The organism is Xylophilus sp. PBN-3R (assembly GCF_057747805.1).
In genome coordinates this window covers 3237145-3259954 of record NZ_CM173225.1, presented here as the reverse complement: position 1 = coordinate 3259954, position 22810 = coordinate 3237145, and the positions used below count along the sequence as shown (strand labels likewise).

Genomic DNA, 22810 nt, shown 5'->3' with positions numbered 1-22810 from the left:
GGCTTCTGAAGAAAGGACCCCTGCATGCAACGCCGCACTCTCGCTGCCCTGATCCCTCTGGCCATCGCCACCTTGAGCGGCAGCGCTTTTGCCCAGGCGGCCTATCCCAACAAGCCGATCCACCTGGTCGTACCGTTCGCACCGGGTGGCACCACCGACATCGTCGCCCGGGTGATCGCCGACCCGCTGAGTCGCGTGCTGGGGCAGCCGGTGCTGGTCGAAAACAAGGCCGGCGGCGGCGGCCTGATCGGCGCCAACGACACGGCCCGTTCGGCACCCGACGGTTATTACCTGGGCCTGGCGACCGTGTCCAGCACGGCATCGGCCCCGGCGATCAACCCCAAGACGCCGTACAACCCGATCACCGACTTCACGCCGATCATCAATATCGCGGCAACGCCCAACATCATCGCGGTGCATCCGGGTTTCCCGGCCAAGGACTACGCCGGTTTCGTGGCCGAACTCAAGAAGTCGCCCGGCAAGTATTCGTACGCTACCTCGGGCACAGGCGGCATCGGTCACATGCTGATGGAGCTGTACAAGAGCCTGACGAACACCTTCGTCACCCACATTCCCTACCGTGGCGCCGGCCCGGCGCTGAACGACGTGGTGGCTGGCCAGGTGCCGATGATCTTCGACAACCTGCCGTCCGCATTGCCCTTCGTGAAGGAAGGCCGGCTGGTGCCCATCGTGGTGTCGGCACCGCAACGCCTGGCGGCCTTGCCCAATGTGCCCACCTTCAAGGAAGTCGGCCTGGAGCCGGTCAACCGTCTGGCCTATTACGGCATCCTGGGTCCGAAGAACATGCCCAAGGAAATCGTCGACAAGATCAATGCCGGCGTGAAGAAGGTGCTGGAAGACCCGGCCGTCCGTAAACGGATCGAGGACACCGGCTCGTTGATCGTGGCCAACTCACCCGAGCAGTTCGCAGCCGAGATCAAGGCCGAATTCGAGATCTACAAGAAGGTCGTCGTGCAGCAGAAACTGCAACTCGACTAATCAGGATTACCCGGTTCAAGGCTTCCATGCCAGGCCGCCGCTCGCAGGAGCGGCGGCTTTTTCACGGCCGGTGCCTTCGCGTTTTGCTAAGGTTCGCCCATGAATCCTCCGATCGTCGGCGACCAGCGCAGCCTGCAGTGCATCGATGCCTTCATCGACGCCATGTGGCTCGAGGACGGCCTGTCTCGCAACACCCTCGCCGCCTACCGGCGCGACCTCGCGGGTTATGTCGCCTGGCTGGCCGGCGCCATGCCCGGCACCGGACTGGACGCTACCGCCGAACACCATCTGCAGGCCTGGATGTCGGCGCAGTTCAGCATCACCAAACCCAGCACCGCCAACCGGCGGCTGACGGTGCTTCGCCGCTACTTCCACTGGGCGCTGCGCCAGGGGGCGGTCTCGCGCGACCCCACGCTGCGCCTGCTCGCCGCCAAACCGCCGGTGCGGTCGGTCAGCACCCTTACCGAAGCCCAGGTCGAGGCCCTGCTGAACGCGCCCGACGTCTCGACGCCGCTCGGCCTGCGCGACCGCGCCATGCTGGAACTGTTGTACGCGAGCGGGCTGCGGGTCAGCGAACTCATCGGGCTGCGGCTGTTCGAGCTGTCGATGAACGACGGCGTCGTGCGGGTCACCGGCAAGGGCTCGAAGGAGCGGCTGGTGCCCTTCGGCCAGGTGGCGCGTGAGTGGCTGCAACGCTACCTGGCGGAGTCGCGCGGCGAATTGATGGCAGGGCGGCAGAGCGAAGACCTATTCGTCACCGCCCGCGAAGGTGCGGCCATGCAGCGCATGAACTTCTGGCTGCTGGTGCGCCGATATGCCGTCATGGCCGGCATGCATGGCAAGCTGTCGCCGCACACGCTGCGCCATGCCTTCGCCACGCATCTGCTGAACCACGGCGCCGACCTGCGTTCGGTGCAGCTGCTGCTGGGCCATGCCGATATCTCGACCACCACCATCTACACGCACGTGGCACGCGAACGGCTGAAGACGCTGCACGGCGCCCACCATCCACGGGGGTGAACATGGCCGAAGAGACTGCCCGTCTGCACCTGGCGACCGCCGGCTGGAGCCTGCCGCGCGACAGCTGGCCGTCGTTTCCCGCCGCAGGCTCGCATCTGGAGCGTTACGCCCGGGTGTTCGACGCGGTCGAGATCGACACCTCTTTCTACCGCCCCCACCGGCCCGGGACGTATGCCCGCTGGGCGGAAAGCACGCCGCGCGATTTTCGTTTCGCGGTGAAGCTGCCGCGACAGATCACGCATGAACGGGCTCTGCGCGATGCGGCCGGGCCGCTGGACATGTTTCTGGAACAGGTCGGCGCCCTTGGCGACCGGCTGGGTTGCCTACTCGTGCAGCTGGCACCCAGCCTGGTTTTCGATCTCGCCGTTGTCGATGATTTCTTGAAGGTCTTGCGCCAGCGTCATGCCGGCCGGGTCGCGATAGAACCGCGGCACGTCAGCTGGTTTGCCGCTCCGGCCGATGCATTGCTGGCCCGCCACCGGGTCGCCCGGGTGCTGGCCGACCCGGTGTTGCACGCGGGCGGCGAATCGCCGGGCGGCTGGCACGGGCTGGTGTACCTGCGCCTGCACGGCTCGCCGCGCACTTATTATTCCGGCTATTCGCCGGCGACCCTGGACGCATTGGCACGGCGCTTGCGCCAGGCCCGCGACGAAGGCGCCGAGTGCTGGTGCGTGTTCGACAACACCGCAGCCGGCCTGGCGATTCCGGACGCGCTGGCATTGCGGTCCCGGCTTGCCGGCGACTGAACGACCCCCGAGATTTCCATCCCTGCGTTTCATGAAAAAACTGATCTTTTCCCTTTGCCTGGCCGGTACCGCCTTTGCTGCCGCGGCCCAGAACTACCCCAGCCGCGCGATCCGTATCGTGGTGGCCTACCCGGCCGGAGGCGTCAGCGATGCCGTGGCCCGTTCGCTGGCCGAGCGACTGGCCGGCCCTCTGGGCGTGCCGGTGGTGGTCGAGAACAAGGCCGGTGCCAGCGGCAGCATCGGCATGGACGCCGTGGCCAAGGCCGCGCCCGACGGCTACACCCTGGGTTTCTCGGCCATCAGCCCGCTGGTGCTCAACCCGCATTTGGGTGCGACGCCCTTCGACCCGCTGAAGGACATTGCGCCGGTCGCCAGCGTCATGTATTCACCGGTGGTGGTGATGGGAACCTCGGCCCTGGCCGCACGTGACTTCCGCAGCCTCATGACCTACGCCACCGGACATCCGGGCGCGGTGCGCTGGGCGACTTCGGGCAATGCATCGCTGGGCCACCTGATGCTGGCGCAGTTGTCGGCAGCGGCCAACGTCAGCATCACCCACATTCCGTACAAGGGCGGCGGCCAGCAGTTCAACGACGCGCTGGGCGGCCATTTCGAGGTGCTGTCGACCAACGCCGCGCCCAATATCGTGTCGCAGGCCAAGTCGGGCAAGCTGAACCCGCTGGCGGTCGGTGCGCCTTCGCGGCTGGCCAGCCTGCCAGAGGTGCCGACGCTCGGTGAGCTGGGTTATGCGTCGGCCAACCTGTCGTCGGTGTTCGGCATCTTTGCGCCGGGCCAGACGCCTGCCGCGGTGGTTCAGCGCCTGAATGCCGAGATCAACCGCGTGCTGGTCAACCCTGAATTTCGTGCCCAGTTGCTGGCGGCCGACAACGTGCCGACCAGCATGAGCGCGGCTGATTTCGGCAAACAGATCGCGTCGGAATCGGCCAGCAACGCCCGCATCATCAAGGCTGCCGGCATCAAGGCTGAATGACCGGGACCTTCCGGGCCGCCCCGGGGCGGCCCGGCGGCCGCGCCCGTGTCAGGCCTGGCTCATGTCGTCCGCCCAGGCCAGGGCATTCAAGTGCGCCCAATTGACCTGGTGATTGGTCAGCTTCAAAGCGATGGCCTGTTCGGCGAACACCGCGTCGTCGGCGGTCTCGCAGGCCACGGTCAAGGCCAGCAGGGGCGCGAAGGCACCCGTCTTGCGCAGCAGGGCGTCGGTGACAGGCTGGGGTAGCGAAACGGCTTCCAGCGCCTTTTCCAGCGGCATGCCCAGCATGCTGTCGAGCAGCGAGAAGATGCCCACCACGAAGGCGTTGTCGGCTTCTTCGGGCGACATGATCTCGGCGGCCAGCAACTCCATCAGCCGGCCGCGCACCACGGCGGTGGTGCCCAGCGCCGGCGGGCTGCCGTCGCGGGGTGTGGTCATCAGCATGGCGGCCCAGCGCAGCAGCTTGTTCAGGCCCAGGATCATCACCGCGTGGCGGAAAGAGGTGACCTGCACGCTCAGCCCGAAACCGGCCGAGTTGATGAAGCGCAGCAGGTTGAAGGACAGTGTTGGATCGCGTTTCAGCAGTTCCTCGATCTCGACAGGGTCGGCGTCCTTCCGCACCAGGTTGATCAGCTGCAGGATGATCGCCTGCGCCGGCCGGATGGAGCGTGATTCGATGATCGTCGGCTGGGCGAACCAGTGGCCCTGGAACAGCGTGATGCCGAAACCGGCGAAGGTGGCCTGCTGTTCGGCGGTGTGCACGTTGGCGGCGATCACCTGCGCCTGCGTCGAGGTGCGAACGACCCGCACCAGCGACTGACCGATCTGCGCATTGAAGTGCGACAGGTCGAGGCGCACATAGGCGGCCAGCGGCAACCAGGCGAGATAGGCTTTTTTCAGGACCGCCTGGTCGAAGGCCAGCCGGAATCCCAGCGCTTTCAGTTCGGCCAGGCGCTGGGTGGCGGCGGCCACCGCATCGGCGCTTTCGTCGGCCAGCGCCGGCACCATCAGCACCACCCGTTCGGCCGGGATCATCTCCACGTCGCCGTTGTGCAGGCTTTCATGTTCGCAGCGGATGAAGACCGCATGGCGGCCGAGCAGGCCCTCGGCGTCGCTGTTGGACAACAGGTTGAGCAACAGCGCGATGCCCGAGCTGGGCGCGGCATCGGGCGTGCGGTCGAACAGTTCGTAGCCGACCACCTTGCGGTCACGGTCGACGATGGCCTCTCGGCCGATCAGCCCGATTTCGACCTGGGGCGCGTGTGCGGATGCGGATGTGCTGGGGCTGTCGGTGGGGACCATGGCGGGCGTCGGGAAGCTCAGGGAAAATTAAATCAGTCGTTGGGCAGGCCGTCCGACCATGCCAGGGCCTGCAGGTGAGACCAGTTGACTTCCTGGCTGCTCAGGCCCAGCGCTTCGCTGCACTCGCGGAAGGCTTCTTCGTCGCCGGTCTCGCAGGCTTCGGTCAGCCGCAGGTAGGTGCCCAGCGGGCCGGTGCGGTGCAGCAGGGCCTCGATCACTTCGTCGGGCAGCGTCAGCAGCTTGACCGCCTGTTCCATCGGCATGCCCAGCATCACGTCCAGCATCGAGAAGATGCCCGCCACGAACGCATGTTCGTTGGCATCCGGGCCGAGCCGCTCGGCGACCAGCAGTTCCATCAGCCGGCCACGCACCACGGCCAGGCTGCCGACCGCCGGCGGAGTGCCGTTCTTGGATGCCAGCAGCAGCAGGGCGGCCCAGCGGAACAGCTTTTTCAGGCCCAGGATCATCACCGCATGGCGGAACGAGGTGACTTCGCGCTGCATGCCGAAACCGGCCGAGTTGATGAGGCGCATCAGGTTGAAGGCCAGGCCGGCGTCTTTCTTCAGCACCAGCTCGATCTCGTCGGTGCTGGCCTGGCGGCGGATCAGGTTGACCAGCTCGACCGCCGCCAGCTGCCCGGGCGCGATGAGGCGTGTCGCGACCACCGACGGCCGCGCGAACCAGTAACCCTGGAACAAACCGAAGCCCATGGCCTTGCATGCTTCGAACTGTTCGGGTGTCTCGACCTTTTCGGCCACCAGATCGACGCCCGGCAGGTTCTGCGCGCGGCGCACCAGCGTCTTGAGTTGTTCGGCTGGCAGGGCGCTCAGGTCGAACTTGATGTAGTCGGCCAGGCCGATCCAGGGCTGGTAGGCGTCTTCCAGCACCGAAGGTTCGAAGGCCAGCTGGAAGCCACGTTCGCGCAGCGAGGTCAGCACCGGCGTGCGGCCTTCGATGAGCGATGCATCGGCGTCTTCGACAGGCGGGATTTCGAGTGTGAATTTTTCTGGCTGCACCAGGTCGAGGTGACCGCCGGCCAGGCTGCTGGGCGTGCAGTTGATGAACAGCTGCAGTTTGCCGATGACTTCTTCGGTGCCGGCATGCGACAGCGCGTTGAAGATCAAGGTGACATCGCTCGCTGCGGTGTGCAGCCCGCTGCCGTGCGACCGGTCGAACAGTTCGTAGCCCACCACCGCGCGTTCGGAATTGACGATGGCTTGCCGGGCGATGATGGCGGACGGAGTGTCGGTGCTGGCTTGGGTCATGGCGTGCGGGACGTGCTGGTCGTGGCGGTCGTGAGAGCAGCAGCCATTCTAGGAGGCTTCAGGCGACAGTCACGGCGCGTCGATGGTGGCCGCCGCTAGTTCTTCCTCGGTGAACCCCGCCAGCAGCCGGGCTTCCAGGTTGAGCGGCGGCTTGGGCCGGGGTGCATGGTGCCGTCGGGTCAGCTGCCGATAGTGGGCGACAGGCTCCAGCCCGTCACGGTCGCACAGCCAGCGGTACCAGCGGTTGCCGATGGCCACATGGCCGATTTCATCGCGCAGGATCACATCCAGGATGGCCACCGCGGCCAGCGCGTCGGCGGCATGCGTGTTGCGCAGCTTGTTCTGCATCGGCGGCGTGGCGTCCAGGCCGCGCGCTTCCAGGGTGCGCGGCACCAGCGCCATGCGGGCGACCACGTCGTGGGCGGTGCGTTCGCACATGGTCCACAAACCCTGGTGCGCCGGAAAGTCGCCGTAGTCGTGGCCCTGCGCCTTCAAGTGATTGCGCAGCAGGGTGAAGTGATGGGCTTCCTCGGCCGCCACCCGCACCCAGTCGCGGTAATAGTCCGGGGGCATGCCGTCGAAACGCCAAACCGCGTCCAGCGCGAGGTTGATGGCATTCAGTTCGATATGCGCCACCGCATGCATCAGCACCGCCCGACCCAGCGGCGTGGCGGGTGAGCGCCGCGCCACTTCGGTGTGCGGCAGCAATGCGGGGCGGACCGGTCGGCCGGGCAGGGCGTCGGGGTCGGCGGGCGCGACGGGAGCGTGGTCGGCCAGCGCCAGCCGCTCGAAGTCCCGGTGCAGGGCCGTGGCCGCGGCCGCCTTTTCGGCCGGGTCGGCCAAACAAAGGGCGTCGAGCGCGCGTTGACGAATCTCCATGGGCCGGGATTCTAGAAGCCGCCCCTAAAATAAAAGCTTCCCAGCGAAAACCGAACATGACATGGCCATCTACGAACTCGACGGCGTCAGTCCGCGCATATCGCCCACCGCCTGGGTGGCCGACAACGCCCAGGTCATCGGCGACGTGGTGCTGGAAGACGGCGCCAGCGTCTGGTTCGGCGCCGTGCTGCGGGGCGACAACGCCACCATCACCGTGGGCCGTGGCTCCAACGTGCAGGACAACAGCGTGCTGCATACCGACGAAGGCGTGCCGCTGAACATCGGCGAAAACGTCACCATCGGTCACTTGGTGATGCTGCATGGCTGCACCATCGGCGCGGGTTCGCTGATCGGCATCGGGTCGGTCATCCTCAACCATGCGCAAATCGGCGAAAGGTGCCTCGTCGGCGCCAGGTCGCTGGTCACCGAACGCAAGACATTCGCCGACGGCTCCATGATCGTCGGCTCGCCTGCCGTCGCCGTTCGCCAACTCAGCGCCGAGCAGCTGGCCGGCCTGGCGCGCAGTGCGCCGGGTTATGTCGTCAATGCAGCCCGGTTTGACAAGGGTCTGCGACGCATCGACTGATGCCGCGCCCTTCCATTTTTAGAACCCATCCCCAGTTAGCCCAGCGTGTCTGAATTACATCGTTTCATCTTCGACGGCCTGCCAGTGCGCGGAGCCATCGTCCGCCTGACGGACGCCTGGGCCGAGGCGCTGCGCCGCCGCGGGTCCAACACCGGCGGAGCCTATCCGCAACCGGTGGCCGAACTGCTGGGCGAGATGCTCGCTGCCGGTGTGCTGATGCATTCGAGCATCAAGTTCAACGGTGCGCTCATCCTGCAGATCTTCGGCAACGGCCCGGTCAAGCTGGCGGTCGCCGAGGTGCAGGCCGACCTGGGCGTGCGGGCCACTGCTTCGGTCATGGGCGAGGTGCCGGCGGGCGCCCGCCTGGGCGACATGGTCAACCAGAACAACCAGGGCCGTTGCGCCATCACCCTCGACCCCAAGACCAAGTTTCCGGGCCAGCAGCCTTATCAGGGCGTCGTACCCCTGTTCGACGACAAGGGCGAACCCATCGACAAGCTGTCGGAGGTGCTGCAGCACTACATGCTGCAGAGCGAGCAACTGGACACGACGCTGGTGCTGGCGGCCGACGAGAAGGTCGCCTGCGGCCTGCTGATCCAGCGCATGCCGGTGAAGGGCGAGGGCAACCTGGCCGGCAGCCTGGTCAGCAAGGAAAACGAAGACGAGATCGGCCGGAACGAGGACTACAACCGCATCTCGCTGCTGGCCAACAGCCTGAAACGCGAAGAGTTGCTGACGCTGGATGTGGACACGATTCTGCGGCGACTGTTCTGGGAGGAGAAGGTGCTGCGTTTCGCACCGGAAGACGGCGCGGGCGGCCCCCGTTTTTCGTGTACCTGCAGCCGGGAACGGGTGGCCGGCATGATCCGCGGCCTGGGCCTGGGCGAAGCACAGGAGATCCTGGCCGAGCGGGGCGAGATCGAGGTCGGCTGCGAGTTCTGCGGCCAGCAATACCGTTTCGATCCGGTGGATACGGCCACGATATTCACCGACCCGGTCGAACTGGTGCCGGGCAGCGGCTCGGTTCAGTAAGGCGCTTCAGCTCGGGCGATCAGCCCTTGAGCCTGCTGAAAAGGCGATGCTCGCATTCTGCGTCGTCGCAGTTCAGGCACTGCCAGCGGGCCGTTGCCGCCCTGGGCAGTGGCGGGGCGGCGCCGAACGACAGGGCTCCCAGGCCTGACAGGGCCGATGCCAGCCGGCTGTCGCCGTCGCCGTACACCACCCGCCAGCCCAGGCCCGCACCGGCCAGTGCCGTCCGCACGCCTGCGTCGATGGTCGAACGCAGATGCGGGCCGTCGCGCTGCAGGCCGTCCGCCACCCAGGGCAGGTCGAGTCCGGTGAGCAGGGTCGCGGCATAACGGGTCTGATGTTCCAGCGCGAAAGGGTAGATCGACCCGTCGCCGAACAACTTGTCGCTGTAAACGGCGGTCAGCACCGGCGTGGTGTCTGCGATGACGACATCGGCGTCCTGCACCGCGTCCACCCGGCGCGCCTGCTCATGGGCGATATGCAATTGTTCCTGCGCTTGCGGAACCCGGCCTTCGCGGTCGCACCATTCGCGCAGGTATTCGGGCAGCAGCACCACGTGTCTGCCCACGTCGCGCAACGCCTGGGCCAGCGCGTTGGCGAGGGTCGTCTTGCCGGTGCTTTCCGCGCCGAGCAATGCGATGGCCACCGGTCTCATGCGGGCCGGGGTGCCGTCGCCAGCTGCCGCTGCCAGGCCCGCCATCCGGCAACACTCAACGCCGCGAACAGGGCATAGAGCAGGGCGGTGATCCCCAAGCCCTTGTAGGCATACAGGCCGGCACCGACCACGTTGACGCCCAGCCAGGCCAGCCAGTTCTCGCTGTACTTGCGGGCCAGAAGATATTGGCCGACCAGGCTTCCGGCCGTGGGGAAGGCGTCCCACCAGGGCACATCGGTATCGGTGAAGTGCAGCAAAAAGAAACCCGTCGCGGGCCACAGCAAGGCCCATGCGGCAATGGCAGTCAGCCGGCCGCGCGCACTCAGGCGCGTGACGACGAGGGGCGAGCCGTCCGCCCTGCGACCACTCAACCACTTGGCCCAACCCCAGCCGGCCAGCACCACGAAAAGAACCTGCAGCGAGGCATCACCGTAGAGGCGGCTGCGCTGGAAGATGAAGAAATAGAGGATGGAGCTGACGATGGCCAGCGGCCAGCCCCAATGGCGTTCGCGGATGTTCATCCACACCATGGCCAATGCCAGCACCACGGCCACGGCTTCGGCCCAGCTGGTGGGCGCGCCCCAGAGGGTAAATGCGGTGGCGAAAAGAAAGTCGTTCATGCAAGGCGAGCGGCGCGCCCGCCGACTATTTGGTGATCTGCACGTAGATCTCGTTGGGTCGCACCATGCCGAGTTCGTTGCGCGCCTTTTCCTCGACCATGTCGAGGCCTTCCTGCAAGTCGTTGACCTCGGACGTCAGCCGCTCGTTCACCCGCTGCGACTGCGCGTTGGCCGCCTGCTGCTCGGCGATGCGTGCGCGCAGCTGCTTGACCTGCGGCACGCTGCCCCGCCCCAGCCACATCTGGGCGTGCAGCGCCCCCAGCACCACGATGAGTACTGCGGGGACGATGCGATTGACCATGGCCAGGGGGCGCCTGCTCGACGTTTACTTGAGGTTGTAAAACGCAGCGCGACCGGGGTAAACGGCGATTTCGCCCAGGTCTTCCTCAATGCGCAGCAGCTGGTTGTACTTGGCGATACGGTCCGAACGCGACAGCGAGCCGGTCTTGATCTGGCCGGCGTTGGTGCCCACGGCGATGTCGGCGATGGTGCTGTCCTCGGTCTCGCCGGAGCGGTGGCTGATGACGGCGGTGTAGCCGGCGCGCTTGGCCATCTCGATGGCGGCGAAGGTTTCGGTCAGGGTGCCGATCTGGTTGATCTTGATCAGGATCGAGTTGCCGATGCCCTTGTCGATGCCTTCCTTGAAGATCTTGGTGTTGGTGACGAACAGGTCGTCGCCCACCAGCTGGATCTTCTTGCCCAGGCGTTCGGTCAGGTGTTTCCAGCCGTCCCAGTCGCCTTCGGCCATGCCGTCCTCGATGGAGATGATGGGGTACTTGTCGCACCAGGTGGCCAGCATGTCGGTCCACTGGGCGGCGGTCAGCGTGAGGTTCTCGCCGGCCAGCACGTAGTGGCCGTCCTTGTAGAACTCGCTGGCGGCGCAGTCCAGCGCCAGCACGACCTGCTCGCCCGCCACGTAACCGGCTTTTTCGATGGCTTCCAGGATGAGCACGATGGCTTCTTCATGGCTGCCGATGGTCGGTGCGAAACCGCCTTCGTCGCCTACCGCGGTGCTCATGCCGCGGTCGTTGATGATCTTCTTCAGGGCGTGGAAGATTTCGGCGCCGTAACGCACGGCTTCACGGAAGCTGGGTGCGCCGACCGGCACGATCATGAATTCCTGGATGTCCAGGGAATTGTTGGCGTGGGCGCCACCGTTGATGACGTTCATCATCGGCACCGGCAGCTGCATGCCACCCATGCCGCCGAAGTAGCGGTACAGCGGCATGCCGGATTCCTCGGCTGCGGCGCGGGCCACCGCCATCGAAACCGCCAGCATGGCGTTTGCGCCCAGGCGGCTCTTGTTGTCGGTTCCGTCCAGGTCGATCAGGGTCTTGTCCAGGAAGGCCTGTTCGGAAGCATCCAGGCCCAGCACCGCTTCGGAGATTTCGGTGTTGATGTGTTCGACGGCCTTCAGCACGCCCTTGCCCAGGTAACGGCTCTTGTCGCCGTCGCGCAGTTCGATGGCTTCGCGGCTGCCGGTGGAGGCGCCCGACGGAACGGCCGCACGGCCCATGACGCCGGATTCCAGCAACACGTCGCATTCGACGGTTGGGTTGCCCCGGCTGTCGAGCACTTCGCGCCCGACGATGTCAACGATTGCACTCATGAGTTTCTCTTTCTTTGCGATGCTAAAAAACCGGCCGCCTGCGCACGTCCGATTCAAGAAGGGATCAGGCGGAAAAATCGTTTTCGAGGAAGGGGTTCCGTTTGGTCACGCGGTCGAGGGCGACCAGGGTTTCCAGCAGGGCCTTCATGTGTTTGAGCGGCACGGCGTTGGGGCCGTCCGACATGGCGTTGGCCGGGTCGGGATGGGTCTCCATGAAGAGACCCGCGACACCGACCGCAACGGCTGCACGCGCCAGCACCGGCACCATTTCGCGCTGGCCGCCGGAGCTGGTGCCCTGGCCGCCGGGCAACTGCACCGAGTGGGTGGCATCGAAGACCACCGGGGCGGCGGTCTCGCGCATGATCGCCAGGGAACGCATGTCGCTCACCAGGTTGTTGTAGCCGAAGCTGGCACCGCGTTCGCATGCCATGAAATTGTCTTCGGGCAGGCCGGCGTCACGGGCGGCGGCGCGGGCCTTGTCGATGACGTTCTTCATGTCGTGCGGCGCGAGGAACTGGCCTTTCTTGATGTTGACCGGTCTGCCCGACTGCGCCACGGCGCGGATGAAGTCGGTCTGGCGGCACAGGAAGGCGGGCGTCTGGAGCACATCGACCACCTTGGCGGCTTCGACGATGTCTTCTTCGGTGTGCACGTCGGTCAGCACCGGCACGTTGAGTTCACGCCGCACCTTGGCCAGGATCTCCAGGCCTTTTTCGCGGCCGGGGCCGCGGAAGGTGCTGCCCGAAGACCGGTTGGCCTTGTCGAAGCTGCTCTTGAAGATGAAGGGAATGTCCAGCGCGGCGGTCATTTCCTTCAGCTGTCCGGCGACATCCATCTGCAACTGCTCGGACTCGATGACGCAGGGACCTGCGATCAGGAAGAACGGCTTGTCGAGGCCGATGTCGAAACCACAGAGTTTCATGCGACGGTTTCCGTGTTGGCGGGCAGTTCGGTGCTGCGCGGTGCCTGGCTCTTGTGCTGCAGCGCGGCCTTGATGAAGGCGTTGAACAGCGGGTGGCCGTCCCAGGGCGTGGACTTGAATTCGGGGTGGAACTGCACGCCGATGTACCAGGGATGCACTTCACGCGGCAATTCGACGATTTCGGTCAGCTGCTCGCGTTGCGTCAGCGCAGAGATCACCAGGCCGGCCTTGCGCAACTGGTCGAGGTAGTTGACGTTGGCTTCGTAGCGGTGGCGATGGCGTTCGGTGACGACATCTCCGTAGATCGCATGGGCCAGCGTGCCCTTGGCGACGTCGGAGCTTTGCGCGCCCAGGCGCATGGTGCCGCCCAGGTCGGACGACGCATTGCGGGTCTTGATGGTGCCGTCCTCGTCCTTCCACTCGGTGATGAGCGCGATGACGGGTTCGGGTGTGTCGGCGACGAACTCGGTGCTGTTGGCATGCACCAGGCCGGCCACGTGGCGGGCGTATTCGATGGTCGCGACCTGCATGCCCAGGCAGATGCCCAGGTAGGGCGTCTGGTGTTCGCGGGCATAACGTGCGGCGACGATCTTGCCTTCGACACCGCGCTGGCCGAAGCCGCCCGGCACCAGCACCGCGTCGTACTGGCCGAGGCTGGCGACGTTTTCCGGATTGATGGTCTCGGAGTCGATGTACTCGATCTTGACCTTGGCATGGTTCTTCAGGCCGGCATGGCGCAGCGCCTCGTTCAGCGACTTGTAGCTGTCGGACAGGTCGACATATTTGCCCACCATGGCGATGGAGACTTCGTGCTGCGGGTTCTCGGTCTCGAAGACCAGTTCGTCCCAGCGGCGCAGCGAGGTCGGCGGCGTGTTCAGGCGCAGCTTGTCGCAGATGAGGCCGTCCAGGCCCTGTTCGTGCAGCATGCGTGGTACGCGGTAGATGGTGGCGACGTCCCACATGGAGATGACACCCCACTCGGGCACGTTGGTGAACAGCGAGATCTTTTCGCGTTCGTCGTCCGGAATGCGGCGGTCGGCGCGGCACAGCAGGGCGTCGGGCTGGATGCCGATCTCGCGCAGCTTCTGCACCGTGTGCTGGGTGGGCTTGGTCTTGAGCTCGCCGGCGGCGGCGATCCACGGCACGTAGGTCAGGTGCACGAAGGCCGCGTTGTTCGGGCCCATGCGCAGGCTCATCTGGCGGACGGCTTCGAGGAAGGGCAGCGACTCGATGTCGCCGACCGTTCCGCCGATCTCGACGATGGCCACATCGACCGCATCGGCGGTGCCCATGCCGGCGCCGCGCTTGATGTATTCCTGGATCTCGTTGGTGACGTGCGGGATCACCTGCACGGTCTTGCCGAGATAGTCGCCGCGGCGCTCTTTCTCGAGCACCGACTGGTAGATGCGGCCGGTGGTGAAGTTGTTGGTGCGCTTCATGCGCGTTTCGATGAAACGCTCATAGTGGCCCAGGTCCAGATCGGTCTCGGCGCCGTCGTCGGTGACGAACACTTCGCCGTGCTGGAAGGGCGACATGGTGCCCGGATCCACGTTGATGTACGGGTCGAGCTTGATCAGCGTGACCTTCAGGCCGCGTGATTCGAGAATCGCTGCAAGGGAGGCTGAGGCGATTCCCTTGCCCAGGGAGGACACCACACCGCCGGTGACGAAGACGAATTTGGTCATGTCGAATCGGGAACGTCGAGCTTCCCGGGAGGTGGTAAACGGGGATTATAGAAGGCCGGCCGGCATGTCCCGCGCCGCTCCCGGGCCTCTGCTACATTGCGCGCTCCCTACGTAGGCCACAGGCCCCCAAGTCCATGGATCTCTCCGGCAAACACATCGTGCTCGGCCTGACCGGCGGCATCGCCTGCTACAAATCGGCCGAACTTTGCCGCCTGCTGGTCAAGTCGGGCGCCACGGTCCAGGTGGTCATGACCGAAGGCGCGGCCCGGTTCATCACGCCGGTGACCATGCAGGCCTTGTCGGGCCGGCCGGTGGCGGAATCGCAATGGGAAGAAGGCTCCGTCGGCCGCACGCCGGACGGCATGCCGCACATCCACCTGGGGCGCGAGGCAGACGCGATCCTGCTGGCTCCGTGCAGCGCCGACTTCATTTCCCGCCTGGCGCAGGGCCGCACCGACGAACTGCTGAGCCTGCTCTGCCTGGCGCGGCCGGTCGAACGGGTGCCGCTGCTGCTGGCGCCCGCCATGAACCGCGAGATGTGGACCCATCCGGCGCTGCAGCGCAACCTGGCGCAGGTGCAGGCCGATGGTGCGGTGTCGCTGGGCGTCGGCAACGGTTCGCAGGCCTGCGGCGAAACCGGTGACGGCCGCATGCTGGAGCCGGCCGACATCGTCGAAGGACTGATCGCCTTCCTGCAACCCAAACCGCTCGCCGGCCAGCATGTGCTGGTGACCGCCGGCCCGACCTTCGAGGCCATCGACCCGGTACGCGGCATCACCAACCATTCGTCCGGCAAGATGGGTTTCGCGGTAGCCCGTGCCGCGGCCGAAGCCGGTGCGCTGGTCACGCTGATCGCCGGCCCGGTGTCCCTGCCCACGCCGCGTGGAGTGCGGCGGGTCGACGTGCAGTCAGGCCAGCAGATGCTGGCGGCGACCCTGGCCGCGGTGGATGCCGCCACCGTCTTCATCGCGGCCGCCGCAGTGGCCGACTGGCGCCCGGCAGAAGCCAGCGAACGCAAGATCAAGAAGACCACCGACGGCCAGCCGCCGACGTTGCAGTTCGTCGAGAACCCCGACATCCTGGCGACAGTGGCGCAAGGCCCTCGTGCCCGTTCAGGCGAGTTGTACTGCGTCGGTTTTGCCGCCGAAAGCCACGACCTGCTGGTCAACGCCACCGCCAAACGCCAGCGCAAGGGCATTCCGCTGCTGGTGGCCAACATCGGCCCGACCGCTTTCGGCCGCGACGACAACGAACTGTTGCTGGTGGACGCCAACGGGGCCCAATCGCTGGAGCGTGCACCCAAGCTGGTGCTGGCACGCAAGCTGGTCGCCGAGATCGGCCGGCGGGTCCGCGCCGCTGTCTGAAACCGGGCGCGTCGGAGGCCTCAGGCGCTGTCTCGGCTGACGATGGAAAACCCGATATCGACGATCTTCCGGTCGACCTGCCGCCCATCGGCGCGCGTAGCGATCATGGCTGCCGCCGTCGTGCCGATGCCGCCGCCGTCGATCCGCACCGAGGTCATGGCGGGCGACATGCTGGCGGCGAATTCCAGGTCGCCGAAACCGACCACCGCCAGCTGATCCGGCACCTTCAGGCCGGCGGAAATGGCCTCGGTCATCACGCCTGCGGCCATCATGTCCGAGCTGCAGAACACCGCGTCGATGCGCGGGTCGATCTCCCGCAGCGACTGCAGGCCCTGGCGTCCCAGCGCATGGGTGGTGGGCGAGGGCACGAAGTGGATCAGCGGCTCGTCCAGCCCCAGTGCCGTGGCGGCCCGGACAAAACCGGCATGGCGTTTGCGGGCCCGGGTGTCGTCGCCGCACAGCAGTGCCAGCCGGCGTTTTCCGCGCTCGAAAAGATATTGGCAGACCGCTTCGCCGATTGCGTCGTGCGACAGCCCGATCAGCATGTCGATCGGCTCCTCCGTGGTGTCCCAGGTCTCGACCACCGGAATGCCCGAAGCGGTCAGCATGCGGCGTCCTTCAGGCGAATGCAGGATGCCGGTCAGCACGATGCCGTCGGGCCGTCGTCCGACGATGGCCTGCAGCAGGTCGTCTTCACGCGAATGGGCGTAACCGCTCTGGCCGACCATCAGCTGGTAGCCTCGATCCTCGAGCGCGGTGGTCAGTGAGCTCACCATCTGGCTGAACAGGGAACCGCTCATGGTCGGCACCAGCGCCGTCACCAGGTAGCTGCGCGACGAACGCAGGTTGTTGGCCATCAGGTTGGGCACGTAACCCAACGTCCTGACCGCCTCGGCCACCCGTTGCCGGGTACCGTCGCTGACTTGTCCGGGAGTGTTGATGGCGCGAGAGACGGTCATCATCGAAACGCCGGCCAGCCGGGCCACGTCGCGCAGCGTGACCGAAGTCCGTCCGCGGTCTTCGGTGGTTTTCGTGTTGTCGGCCGGGGGTTCTGCTAGCGCCATGCGTCTTAGTCTAGTGGGCACGAAGCACAGGGGTTTCCACCAATGAAGCTTAAATTGTTTACGTTAACAATCGCCGCAAAATGGTTTGTTAACGATAACGCTGCAAGGAGACAAGATGAAAAAGATTTTTGCTGCACTGGCTTTCTCCACTTTGGCGATGGCGGCGGGCAGCATCCAGGCGCAAACCGGCTGGCCCGAGAAGACCGTCACCATCGTCGTGCCGTTCCCGGCGGGCGGTTCCACCGACATGGTGGCCCGCGCGCTGGCGACCGAGATGCAGGCGAAGTTCGGCCAGACCTTCCTGGTCGACAACCGTCCCGGCGCCACCGGCACCATCGGCGCCGGCCTGGTGAAACGCGCCGCCCCGGACGGCTACACCCTGCTGGTGTCGTCGCTGGGCGCTTTCGTGGTCACGCCGCACCTGGTGGCCAGCGTGCCGTATGACGCCACCCGGGACTTCGATTACCTCAGCGTTCCCGTGCAGGCGCCCAACGTGCTCGTGGCCAGCCCGGCGCAGAAGGCGCGCAACGTGGCCGACGTCATCGCCGAGTTGAAGGCCAATCCCGGCAAGGTGAGTTTCGCCAGTTCGGGCAACGGTTCCAGCGACCACCTGTCGGCCGAGGTCTTCTGGCTGCAGACCGGCACCGAAGGTCTGCATGTGCCCTACAAGGGCGGCGCGCCGGCGGTCAACGACCTGCTGGGCAACCAGGTTTCCTATTCCTTCCAGAACGTCAACGCGGTGCTGCAGCAAATCCGCGCCGGCAAGCTCCGTGCGCTGGCGGTGACCGGCGACAAACGCTCCCCGGTGCTGCCCGACGTGCCCACGCTGGCCGAAGCCGGCGTGAAGGGCGCCGAGGTGTATTCGTGGCAGGGCCTCGCCGCGCCCAGGGGCCTGCCGCCGGCCGTGAAGGAAAAGATCGCCGCTGCCGCCATTGCCGCGATCAACGACCCGGCCGTCAAGAAACGCATGGTGGAGCAGGGCCTGGAGATCGTCGGCAGCAACCCGGCGGAATTCACCGCCTTCCAGGCCCGTGAATGGGTCCGCTGGAAGGACTTGATCAAGACCCGCAACATCAGCGCCGACTGATCCGGCCGGGTCACCGTATTCATCTCCGTGGAAAATTGAAGCCATGACTACCCAACACACTCCCGTCGTCACCGCCCTGCGCGTGATTCCCGTCGCCGGCCACGACAGCATGCTGCTCAACCTGAGCGGCGCACACGGCCCGTTCTTCACCCGCAACCTGCTGGTGCTGACCGACAGTGCCGGCAACACCGGCGTGGGTGAGGTGCCGGGCGGCGAAAAGATCCGGCAGACGCTGGAAGACGCCCGCGGCCTGATCGTCGGCAAGTCCATCGGCGCCTACCAGTCGGTGCTGAACGCCATGCGCCGGGAATTCGCCGGCCGCGACACCGGCGGTCGCGGCCAGCAGACCTTCGACCTGCGGGTCGCCATCCATGCCGTGACGGCTGCCGAGGCAGCGCTGCTCGACCTGCTGGGCCAGCACCTGGACGTGCCGGTAGCCGCGCTGCTCGGCGAAGGCCAGCAGCGCGATGCGGTGCAGATGCTGGGTTACCTGTTCTACGTGGGCGACCGCAACAAGACCGACCTGGCCTATCTGGCCGAACCGGACGCCGACAACGACTGGTACCGCCTGCGCCGCGAAGAGGCCATGACGCCCGAAGCCATCGTCAGGCTGGCCGAGGCATCGCACGCACGCTACGGTTTCACCGATTTCAAGCTGAAGGGCGGCGTGCTGCGCGGCGAGGAAGAGGTCGAGGCGATCCGCGCCCTGCACGAACGTTTCCCCGACGCCCGCGTCACCCTGGACCCCAACGGCGGCTGGCTGCTGAAGGACGCCATCCGCATCACCCGCGACCTGCACGGCGTGATGGCATATGCAGAAGACCCGTGCGGTGCCGAAGGTGTGTTCTCGGGACGGGAGGTGATGGCCGAATTCCGCCGCGCCACCGGCCTGCCGACGGCCACCAACATGGTGGCCACCGATTGGCGCGAGATGGTGCACAGCCTGTCGCTGCAATCCGTCGACATCCCGCTGGCCGATCCGCATTTCTGGACCATGCAGGGCTCGGTGCGGGTTGCTCAGCTGTGCCAGGCCTGGGGCCTGACCTGGGGTTCGCATTCCAACAACCATTTCGACGTCTCGCTGGCCATGTTCACGCACGTGGCAGCTGCCGCGCCGGGCAAGGTCACCGCCATCGACACCCACTGGATCTGGCAGGACGGCCAGTACCTGACCAAGGCGCCGCTGCAGATCGAAGGCGGCTACGTGAAGGTGCCGGTCAAGCCGGGCCTGGGCATCGACCTCGACATGGACGCGGTGGAAAAGGCGCATCGGCTGTACCTGGCGCACGGCCTGGGCGCGCGTGACGACGCATCGGCCATGCAGTACCTGGTGCCCGACTGGAAGTTCGACAACAAACGTCCCTGCCTGGTGCGCTGAACGGTCGGCCGGGGCGGTATAAACCCCGGCCGAATCCAACAGACGAACCAGAAATGCTCAGACGAATCGAAACCCGCATCGTGAACCCCCTGCTGGGGGCGTCCATCGAACCGCCGTCCTATGCCACCGACGGCGCCGCCGCGATGGATCTCCGGGCCTGCATCGCCGAGCCGGTCACCCTGGCCGCCGGCAGCCGCCTGCTGGTGAAGACCGGCATCGCCATCAACATGATGGACCCCGGCCTGGTCGCCATCGTCGCCTCGCGCTCGGGTCTGTCGCTCAAGCACGGTGTGCGAGTGGCCCAGGGTATCGGTGTCATCGACGCCGATTACCACGGCGAGATCGGCGTCATCCTGGCCAACGACAGCGAGTCGGCCTACCTGATCCAGCCCGGCGAACGCATCGCGCAACTGATGTTCCAGCCCGTCGTCCAGGTGGCGCTGCAGATGGTGGACGAATTCTCGACGGTGACCGAACGCGGTACGGGCGGATTCGGCAGCACCGGCAAGACCTGAGGTTTGCCTGGCCGTCACCGATCTTTGCGCAACTTTGCAGATTTCGTGTCGGCCGACTCCTACCATGGCTGCGTTGAGCATCCGACGGCAGAAAGCGTTTTCGCCCAGGCGGGTGAACCTTCTGCCAGGGGCCTAATCCGACCTAGAGATTCGGCGCAGTGCGCCAGGGGTCATCCCATCCAGGAGCAAGTCATGAAAAACATCTATCGCACCCTTGCCATCACGGCCGCCTCGGCCAGCGTTCTCGCCCTCACGGCTTGCGCTGTCGATCCGTACTACAACGCTCAACCCGCCCCCGTCTACCAGCAGGCACCTGTCTACCGCCAGGCTCCGGTCTATCAGCAAGCGCCGCAAGGTTACGTGCAACCGCAGGCCTACACCGAGTTCGGCCGTGTCGCCAACATCGAGGTCCTGCAATCCGAAGCCCGACGGGCACCGTCGGGTGCCGGCGCCATCATCGGCGGCGTGCTGGGTGCCGTGGTCGGTAACCAGATCGGCCATGGTGGTGGTCGTGCCCTGGCTACCGGTGCCGGTGTCATCGGTGGTGCCGTCGCCGGCAATGCACTCGAAGGCAACCAGCGTGGCCCGATCGTGCAGACCTACCGGGTGTCTGTCGAGGTCGAGCACGGCGGCGTGCGCAGCTTTGACGTGCCGTCGCCGGGCGACCTGCGCATCGGCGACCGCGTCCGTATCCAGAACAACCAGCTGCAGCGCATGTGACATCCATTGCGTCACGCAACAAGGGCTGCCTTTCGGCAGCCCTTTGTGTTTTCAAGGCTAGTGCAGCAGAGTGCCGCCCGGCGTTGCCGGCTGCACCTTGAAGAAACCGGTGCCGGCGGTGCCACTGCCGATTTCGTCCTCGGTAGCCTCGCGCACGGCTTCCACCGTCAGGTGAATCCGCAAGGCGATGCCGGCCAGCGGATGGTTGCCGTCCAGCACCACGTGTTCGGGGTATATGTCGGTGACGCTGTAGAGCAGCTCCGGCGGCGGCATCGGGTCCATGCCGGCGGGCAGGGCGGTTCCATCGAATGTCATGCCTTCCTCGATCTCGGCCGGAAACCGGGTGCGCGGCTCCAGGAACAGCTTCTGGTCGTCGTAGTCGCCGAAAGCCTGTTCTGGTTCCAGGTGCAGGTCGAGCGTGTCGCCGACCTTGTGGCCTTGCAGGGCTTCCTCGATCTTTTCGAGCAGGTCGCCGCCGCCCAGCAGAAATTCGACGGGGCTTTCGAGAACATCGAGTTCTTCGCCCAGGGTATCGGTCAGGCGCCAGGTCAGCGCGACCACACATTGCGGGGTGATTTCCATAGGTGAGAATTGTCGCAGTTCGACCGACTGATCTCCATGACCGACATTCAAACGCCTCTTGCCCTGTTGGGCGGGCTTTCTGCCCAGACATTCATGCAACGCCACTGGCAGCGAAAACCGCTGCTGGTGCGCCAGGCGATTCCGGCTTCCGAGCTGCCTGCCACGCCGTCCCGCGCCCGCCTGTTCGCGCTGGCGGCGGACGAAAACGTCGAGTCCCGCCTGATCGTCCAGAAGGCCGGCGACTGGAGCATGCGTTCCGGCCCGGTGGGACGTCGTGCCTTGCCGGCGCTGACCCAGCCCGACTGGACGCTGCTGGTGCAAGGCGTGGACTTGCACGACGACGCGGCGCACGGCTTGCTGAACCAGTTCCGTTTCGTGCCGGGTGCCCGCCTGGACGACCTGATGGTCAGCTACGCCAGCGATGGCGGCGGCGTCGGGCCGCATTTCGATAGCTACGACGTGTTCCTGCTGCAGACGTCCGGCCGGCGTCGCTGGCGTATCGGCCGGCAGAAGAACCTGGCTTTGCGAGAAGGCATGCCGCTGAAGATATTGGCCGATTTCGAGCCCGAGCAGGAATTCATCCTGGAGCCCGGCGACATGCTCTACCTGCCGCCGCGTTACGCCCATGAAGGCGTGGCGGTGGGCGGTGACTGCATCACATGCTCCATCGGTTTTCGGGCGCCGCGCCGCGACGAAATGGCGCAGGAGATGCTGGAGCGCCTGGCGCAGGACGCGGTGGACGAAGAAGTTGAGAGCAAGCTCTATTCCGATGCCGCGACACCCGCGGTAGAAAATCCCGGAGCCGTGCCGCAAGGCCTGCGCGACTTCGCCGAAGCCGCGGTCGCACGCTTGCTGCAGGACCGCGATGCGCTGCCGCGCGCCCTGGGCGAATACCTCACTGAACCCAAAGCCAACGTATGGTTCGACGAGATCGAAGGTTTCAACGAGGAAGAGGACGACATCCCGTTGACCCGGCTGCGCCTGGACCGTCGCACCCGCATGCTCTACGACGAGCGCCACATCTTCATCAACGGTGAAAGTTACCGCGCCGCCGGGCGGGACGCCCGCCTGATGCGCGAACTGGCTGACCGCCGCGCCCTGGGCGACGACGCGCTGGCCAATGCCAGCGAAGACGCGCGTTCCCTCCTGCGCTCGTGGTGCGTTGCAGGCTGGGCACACAACCATTGAGCCCGGCAATCCGGTTTTGCAAACGCATGTGAATGCAGCAGGGCATGCGCGGATGCGGTTCCTATAATCGTTTCGGCTGGTACCTATCCATCAGCCGGCCGCGCGGGCATTTACACCTACTGACTACAAGCCGTGCGGCGGGTGCCATCGTTCGACTATTGAATCCATCCAAAGGAAGCATCGATATGAAGAAGTACCTCGTTCTCGCGACCCTCGTCGCCACCACCGCCCTCGTCGCCTGCGGCAAGAAGGAAGAAGTGGCTCCGGCTCCGGTTCCCGCTCCGGCTCCTGTCGAGGCACCGGCAGCCGTTCCGGCACCGGCACCGGCTCCTTCCACCGATGCGGCACCTGCCGCCGGCGGCGCGATGTCCGGCACACCTGCAACCGGTGCCGATGCGACAACCGGCACGGCTTCACCGACCACCGGCGCTGGTGCAGCAACCACCCCGAGCACCACCACGGGCAACGGCACCTCGGATGCCAACGACGCTGCCAAGAAAGCTGCCGACGCTGCTGCCGAAGCCGCCAAGAAGTAATTTCCGCCGACCCTTCGGGGCAAAGGAAAGCCACCTTCCTGAGGTGGCTTTTTTCATGGCGAAGACAC

General features: G+C 65.9%; 24 protein-coding genes. 13 read left to right on the top strand and 11 right to left on the bottom strand.

The genetic code is table 11. From position 1 onward, the window contains the following. Window positions 1-24 precede the first annotated feature (24 nt). The 4 genes from AC3ANW_RS15460 to AC3ANW_RS15445 all read left to right on the top strand — a co-directional run bounded on the left by AC3ANW_RS15460 (window position 25) and on the right by AC3ANW_RS15445 (window position 3756). Complete coding sequence (locus AC3ANW_RS15460; protein ID WP_488341734.1) at window positions 25-999, top strand: tripartite tricarboxylate transporter substrate binding protein BugE; 975 nt, start codon at window positions 25-27, stop codon at window positions 997-999. Between the two features lie 99 nt (window positions 1000-1098). Then, on the top strand, window positions 1099-2019 hold the full coding sequence (gene xerD, locus AC3ANW_RS15455; RefSeq protein WP_488341733.1) for a site-specific tyrosine recombinase XerD: 921 nt from the start codon (window positions 1099-1101) through the stop codon (window positions 2017-2019). A 2-nt stretch (window positions 2020-2021) separates the two neighbouring features. After that, on the top strand, window positions 2022-2765 hold the full coding sequence (locus tag AC3ANW_RS15450) for a DUF72 domain-containing protein (RefSeq protein WP_488341732.1): 744 nt from the start codon (window positions 2022-2024) through the stop codon (window positions 2763-2765). A gap of 31 nt (window positions 2766-2796) precedes the next feature. Continuing rightward, complete coding sequence (locus AC3ANW_RS15445; RefSeq protein ID WP_488341731.1) at window positions 2797-3756, top strand: Bug family tripartite tricarboxylate transporter substrate binding protein; 960 nt, start codon at window positions 2797-2799, stop codon at window positions 3754-3756. Between the two features lie 48 nt (window positions 3757-3804). Here AC3ANW_RS15445 and AC3ANW_RS15440 read toward each other — a convergent pair whose 3' ends face one another. From AC3ANW_RS15440 to AC3ANW_RS15430, 3 genes are all read right to left on the bottom strand, one after another. Continuing rightward, on the bottom strand, window positions 3805-5058 hold the full coding sequence (locus tag AC3ANW_RS15440) for an EAL and HDOD domain-containing protein (protein ID WP_488341730.1): 1254 nt from the start codon (window positions 5056-5058) through the stop codon (window positions 3805-3807). A 32-nt stretch (window positions 5059-5090) separates the two neighbouring features. After that, the gene (locus AC3ANW_RS15435; protein ID WP_488341729.1) at window positions 5091-6323 is read right to left on the bottom strand and encodes an EAL and HDOD domain-containing protein; all 1233 of its coding nucleotides are present in this window, start codon (window positions 6321-6323) and stop codon (window positions 5091-5093) included. Between the two features lie 69 nt (window positions 6324-6392). Then, window positions 6393-7202 (bottom strand): ferritin-like domain-containing protein, encoded by an 810-nt coding sequence (locus AC3ANW_RS15430; RefSeq protein WP_488341728.1) that lies wholly within the window; start codon window positions 7200-7202, stop codon window positions 6393-6395. Between the two features lie 61 nt (window positions 7203-7263). Here AC3ANW_RS15430 and AC3ANW_RS15425 point away from each other — a divergent pair, with 61 nt between their 5' ends. Both AC3ANW_RS15425 and hslO read left to right on the top strand, forming a co-directional pair. Continuing rightward, window positions 7264-7788 carry a gamma carbonic anhydrase family protein gene (locus tag AC3ANW_RS15425; protein ID WP_488341727.1) on the top strand — a complete coding sequence of 175 codons (525 nt, stop codon included), beginning with the start codon at window positions 7264-7266 and terminating at the stop codon, window positions 7786-7788. A 45-nt stretch (window positions 7789-7833) separates the two neighbouring features. After that, on the top strand, window positions 7834-8820 hold the full coding sequence (hslO, locus tag AC3ANW_RS15420) for an Hsp33 family molecular chaperone HslO (RefSeq protein ID WP_488341726.1): 987 nt from the start codon (window positions 7834-7836) through the stop codon (window positions 8818-8820). Between the two features lie 19 nt (window positions 8821-8839). Here hslO and AC3ANW_RS15415 read toward each other — a convergent pair whose 3' ends face one another. The 6 genes from AC3ANW_RS15415 to pyrG all read right to left on the bottom strand — a co-directional run bounded on the left by AC3ANW_RS15415 (window position 8840) and on the right by pyrG (window position 14308). Continuing rightward, window positions 8840-9517, bottom strand: coding sequence for an AAA family ATPase (locus AC3ANW_RS15415; protein WP_488341725.1), 678 nt, complete (start codon window positions 9515-9517; stop codon window positions 8840-8842). Further along, window positions 9469-10092: a nicotinamide riboside transporter PnuC gene (gene pnuC / locus AC3ANW_RS15410; RefSeq protein WP_488341724.1), complete on the bottom strand. Its 624-nt coding sequence runs from the start codon at window positions 10090-10092 to the stop codon at window positions 9469-9471. The genes AC3ANW_RS15415 and pnuC overlap by 49 nt, the downstream gene beginning before the upstream one ends. Before the next feature lie 25 nt (window positions 10093-10117). Continuing rightward, window positions 10118-10393, bottom strand: a complete 276-nt coding sequence (locus AC3ANW_RS15405) for an FtsB family cell division protein (RefSeq protein ID WP_488341723.1) — start codon at window positions 10391-10393, stop codon at window positions 10118-10120. 24 nt (window positions 10394-10417) lie between these two features. Further along, window positions 10418-11701: a phosphopyruvate hydratase gene (eno, locus tag AC3ANW_RS15400; protein ID WP_488341722.1), complete on the bottom strand. Its 1284-nt coding sequence runs from the start codon at window positions 11699-11701 to the stop codon at window positions 10418-10420. A 64-nt stretch (window positions 11702-11765) separates the two neighbouring features. Beyond that, window positions 11766-12623 carry a 3-deoxy-8-phosphooctulonate synthase gene (gene kdsA, locus AC3ANW_RS15395; protein ID WP_488341721.1) on the bottom strand — a complete coding sequence of 286 codons (858 nt, stop codon included), beginning with the start codon at window positions 12621-12623 and terminating at the stop codon, window positions 11766-11768. Next, on the bottom strand, window positions 12620-14308 hold the full coding sequence (gene pyrG, locus AC3ANW_RS15390) for a CTP synthase (protein ID WP_488341720.1): 1689 nt from the start codon (window positions 14306-14308) through the stop codon (window positions 12620-12622). Before pyrG ends, kdsA begins: the two co-directional genes overlap by 4 nt. A 134-nt stretch (window positions 14309-14442) precedes the next feature. Here pyrG and coaBC point away from each other — a divergent pair, with 134 nt between their 5' ends. Beyond that, window positions 14443-15672, top strand: coding sequence for a bifunctional phosphopantothenoylcysteine decarboxylase/phosphopantothenate--cysteine ligase CoaBC (coaBC, locus tag AC3ANW_RS15385; RefSeq protein WP_488341719.1), 1230 nt, complete (start codon window positions 14443-14445; stop codon window positions 15670-15672). Window positions 15673-15692: 20 nt separating this feature from the next. Here the strand turns inward: coaBC and AC3ANW_RS15380 are convergent, their stop codons facing one another. Further along, the gene (locus AC3ANW_RS15380; RefSeq protein WP_488341718.1) at window positions 15693-16736 is read right to left on the bottom strand and encodes a LacI family DNA-binding transcriptional regulator; all 1044 of its coding nucleotides are present in this window, start codon (window positions 16734-16736) and stop codon (window positions 15693-15695) included. Window positions 16737-16851: 115 nt separating this feature from the next. On the opposite strand from AC3ANW_RS15380, the gene AC3ANW_RS15375 reads away from it, so the two are divergent. The 4 genes from AC3ANW_RS15375 to AC3ANW_RS15360 all read left to right on the top strand — a co-directional run bounded on the left by AC3ANW_RS15375 (window position 16852) and on the right by AC3ANW_RS15360 (window position 20436). Continuing rightward, window positions 16852-17823 (top strand): Bug family tripartite tricarboxylate transporter substrate binding protein, encoded by a 972-nt coding sequence (locus AC3ANW_RS15375; RefSeq protein WP_488341717.1) that lies wholly within the window; start codon window positions 16852-16854, stop codon window positions 17821-17823. A gap of 43 nt (window positions 17824-17866) precedes the next feature. Beyond that, window positions 17867-19201, top strand: coding sequence for a glucarate dehydratase (gene gudD / locus AC3ANW_RS15370; protein ID WP_488341716.1), 1335 nt, complete (start codon window positions 17867-17869; stop codon window positions 19199-19201). A 53-nt stretch (window positions 19202-19254) separates the two neighbouring features. Further along, entirely contained in the window at window positions 19255-19716 is a 462-nt protein-coding gene (gene dut, locus AC3ANW_RS15365) for a dUTP diphosphatase (RefSeq protein ID WP_488341715.1), read from the top strand. A gap of 192 nt (window positions 19717-19908) precedes the next feature. Further along, on the top strand, window positions 19909-20436 hold the full coding sequence (locus AC3ANW_RS15360) for an outer membrane lipoprotein (RefSeq protein ID WP_488341714.1): 528 nt from the start codon (window positions 19909-19911) through the stop codon (window positions 20434-20436). 57 nt (window positions 20437-20493) lie between these two features. On the opposite strand, the gene AC3ANW_RS15355 is transcribed toward AC3ANW_RS15360, so the two are convergent. Next, window positions 20494-21018 (bottom strand): FKBP-type peptidyl-prolyl cis-trans isomerase, encoded by a 525-nt coding sequence (locus AC3ANW_RS15355; RefSeq protein WP_488341713.1) that lies wholly within the window; start codon window positions 21016-21018, stop codon window positions 20494-20496. A gap of 36 nt (window positions 21019-21054) precedes the next feature. Here AC3ANW_RS15355 and AC3ANW_RS15350 point away from each other — a divergent pair, with 36 nt between their 5' ends. Both AC3ANW_RS15350 and AC3ANW_RS15345 read left to right on the top strand, forming a co-directional pair. After that, a complete protein-coding gene (locus tag AC3ANW_RS15350) occupies window positions 21055-22206 on the top strand; it encodes a JmjC domain-containing protein (protein WP_488341712.1) in 1152 nt (383 codons plus the stop codon). Window positions 22207-22391: 185 nt separating this feature from the next. Continuing rightward, window positions 22392-22742: a hypothetical protein gene (locus AC3ANW_RS15345; protein WP_488341711.1), complete on the top strand. Its 351-nt coding sequence runs from the start codon at window positions 22392-22394 to the stop codon at window positions 22740-22742. Window positions 22743-22810 lie beyond the last annotated feature (68 nt).

Bases quoted from the DNA above. Each gene is read 5' to 3' on its own strand.
- AC3ANW_RS15460 (WP_488341734.1), top strand. From the start codon at position 25: ATGCAACGCCGCACTCTCGCTGCCCTGATCCCTCTGGCCATCGCCACC.
- xerD (WP_488341733.1), top strand. From the start codon at position 1,099: ATGAATCCTCCGATCGTCGGCGACCAGCGCAGCCTGCAGTGCATCGAT.
- AC3ANW_RS15450 (WP_488341732.1), top strand. From the start codon at position 2,022: ATGGCCGAAGAGACTGCCCGTCTGCACCTGGCGACCGCCGGCTGGAGC.
- AC3ANW_RS15445 (WP_488341731.1), top strand. From the start codon at position 2,797: ATGAAAAAACTGATCTTTTCCCTTTGCCTGGCCGGTACCGCCTTTGCT.
- AC3ANW_RS15440 (WP_488341730.1), bottom strand. From the start codon at position 5,058: ATGGTCCCCACCGACAGCCCCAGCACATCCGCATCCGCACACGCGCCC.
- AC3ANW_RS15435 (WP_488341729.1), bottom strand. From the start codon at position 6,323: ATGACCCAAGCCAGCACCGACACTCCGTCCGCCATCATCGCCCGGCAA.
- AC3ANW_RS15430 (WP_488341728.1), bottom strand. From the start codon at position 7,202: ATGGAGATTCGTCAACGCGCGCTCGACGCCCTTTGTTTGGCCGACCCG.
- AC3ANW_RS15425 (WP_488341727.1), top strand. From the start codon at position 7,264: ATGGCCATCTACGAACTCGACGGCGTCAGTCCGCGCATATCGCCCACC.
- AC3ANW_RS15415 (WP_488341725.1), bottom strand. From the start codon at position 9,517: ATGGCGGGCCTGGCAGCGGCAGCTGGCGACGGCACCCCGGCCCGCATG.
- pnuC (WP_488341724.1), bottom strand. From the start codon at position 10,092: ATGAACGACTTTCTTTTCGCCACCGCATTTACCCTCTGGGGCGCGCCC.
- AC3ANW_RS15405 (WP_488341723.1), bottom strand. From the start codon at position 10,393: ATGGTCAATCGCATCGTCCCCGCAGTACTCATCGTGGTGCTGGGGGCG.
- eno (WP_488341722.1), bottom strand. From the start codon at position 11,701: ATGAGTGCAATCGTTGACATCGTCGGGCGCGAAGTGCTCGACAGCCGG.
- kdsA (WP_488341721.1), bottom strand. From the start codon at position 12,623: ATGAAACTCTGTGGTTTCGACATCGGCCTCGACAAGCCGTTCTTCCTG.
- pyrG (WP_488341720.1), bottom strand. From the start codon at position 14,308: ATGACCAAATTCGTCTTCGTCACCGGCGGTGTGGTGTCCTCCCTGGGC.
- coaBC (WP_488341719.1), top strand. From the start codon at position 14,443: ATGGATCTCTCCGGCAAACACATCGTGCTCGGCCTGACCGGCGGCATC.
- AC3ANW_RS15380 (WP_488341718.1), bottom strand. From the start codon at position 16,736: ATGGCGCTAGCAGAACCCCCGGCCGACAACACGAAAACCACCGAAGAC.
- AC3ANW_RS15375 (WP_488341717.1), top strand. From the start codon at position 16,852: ATGAAAAAGATTTTTGCTGCACTGGCTTTCTCCACTTTGGCGATGGCG.
- gudD (WP_488341716.1), top strand. From the start codon at position 17,867: ATGACTACCCAACACACTCCCGTCGTCACCGCCCTGCGCGTGATTCCC.
- dut (WP_488341715.1), top strand. From the start codon at position 19,255: ATGCTCAGACGAATCGAAACCCGCATCGTGAACCCCCTGCTGGGGGCG.
- AC3ANW_RS15360 (WP_488341714.1), top strand. From the start codon at position 19,909: ATGAAAAACATCTATCGCACCCTTGCCATCACGGCCGCCTCGGCCAGC.
- AC3ANW_RS15355 (WP_488341713.1), bottom strand. From the start codon at position 21,018: ATGGAAATCACCCCGCAATGTGTGGTCGCGCTGACCTGGCGCCTGACC.
- AC3ANW_RS15350 (WP_488341712.1), top strand. From the start codon at position 21,055: ATGACCGACATTCAAACGCCTCTTGCCCTGTTGGGCGGGCTTTCTGCC.
- AC3ANW_RS15345 (WP_488341711.1), top strand. From the start codon at position 22,392: ATGAAGAAGTACCTCGTTCTCGCGACCCTCGTCGCCACCACCGCCCTC.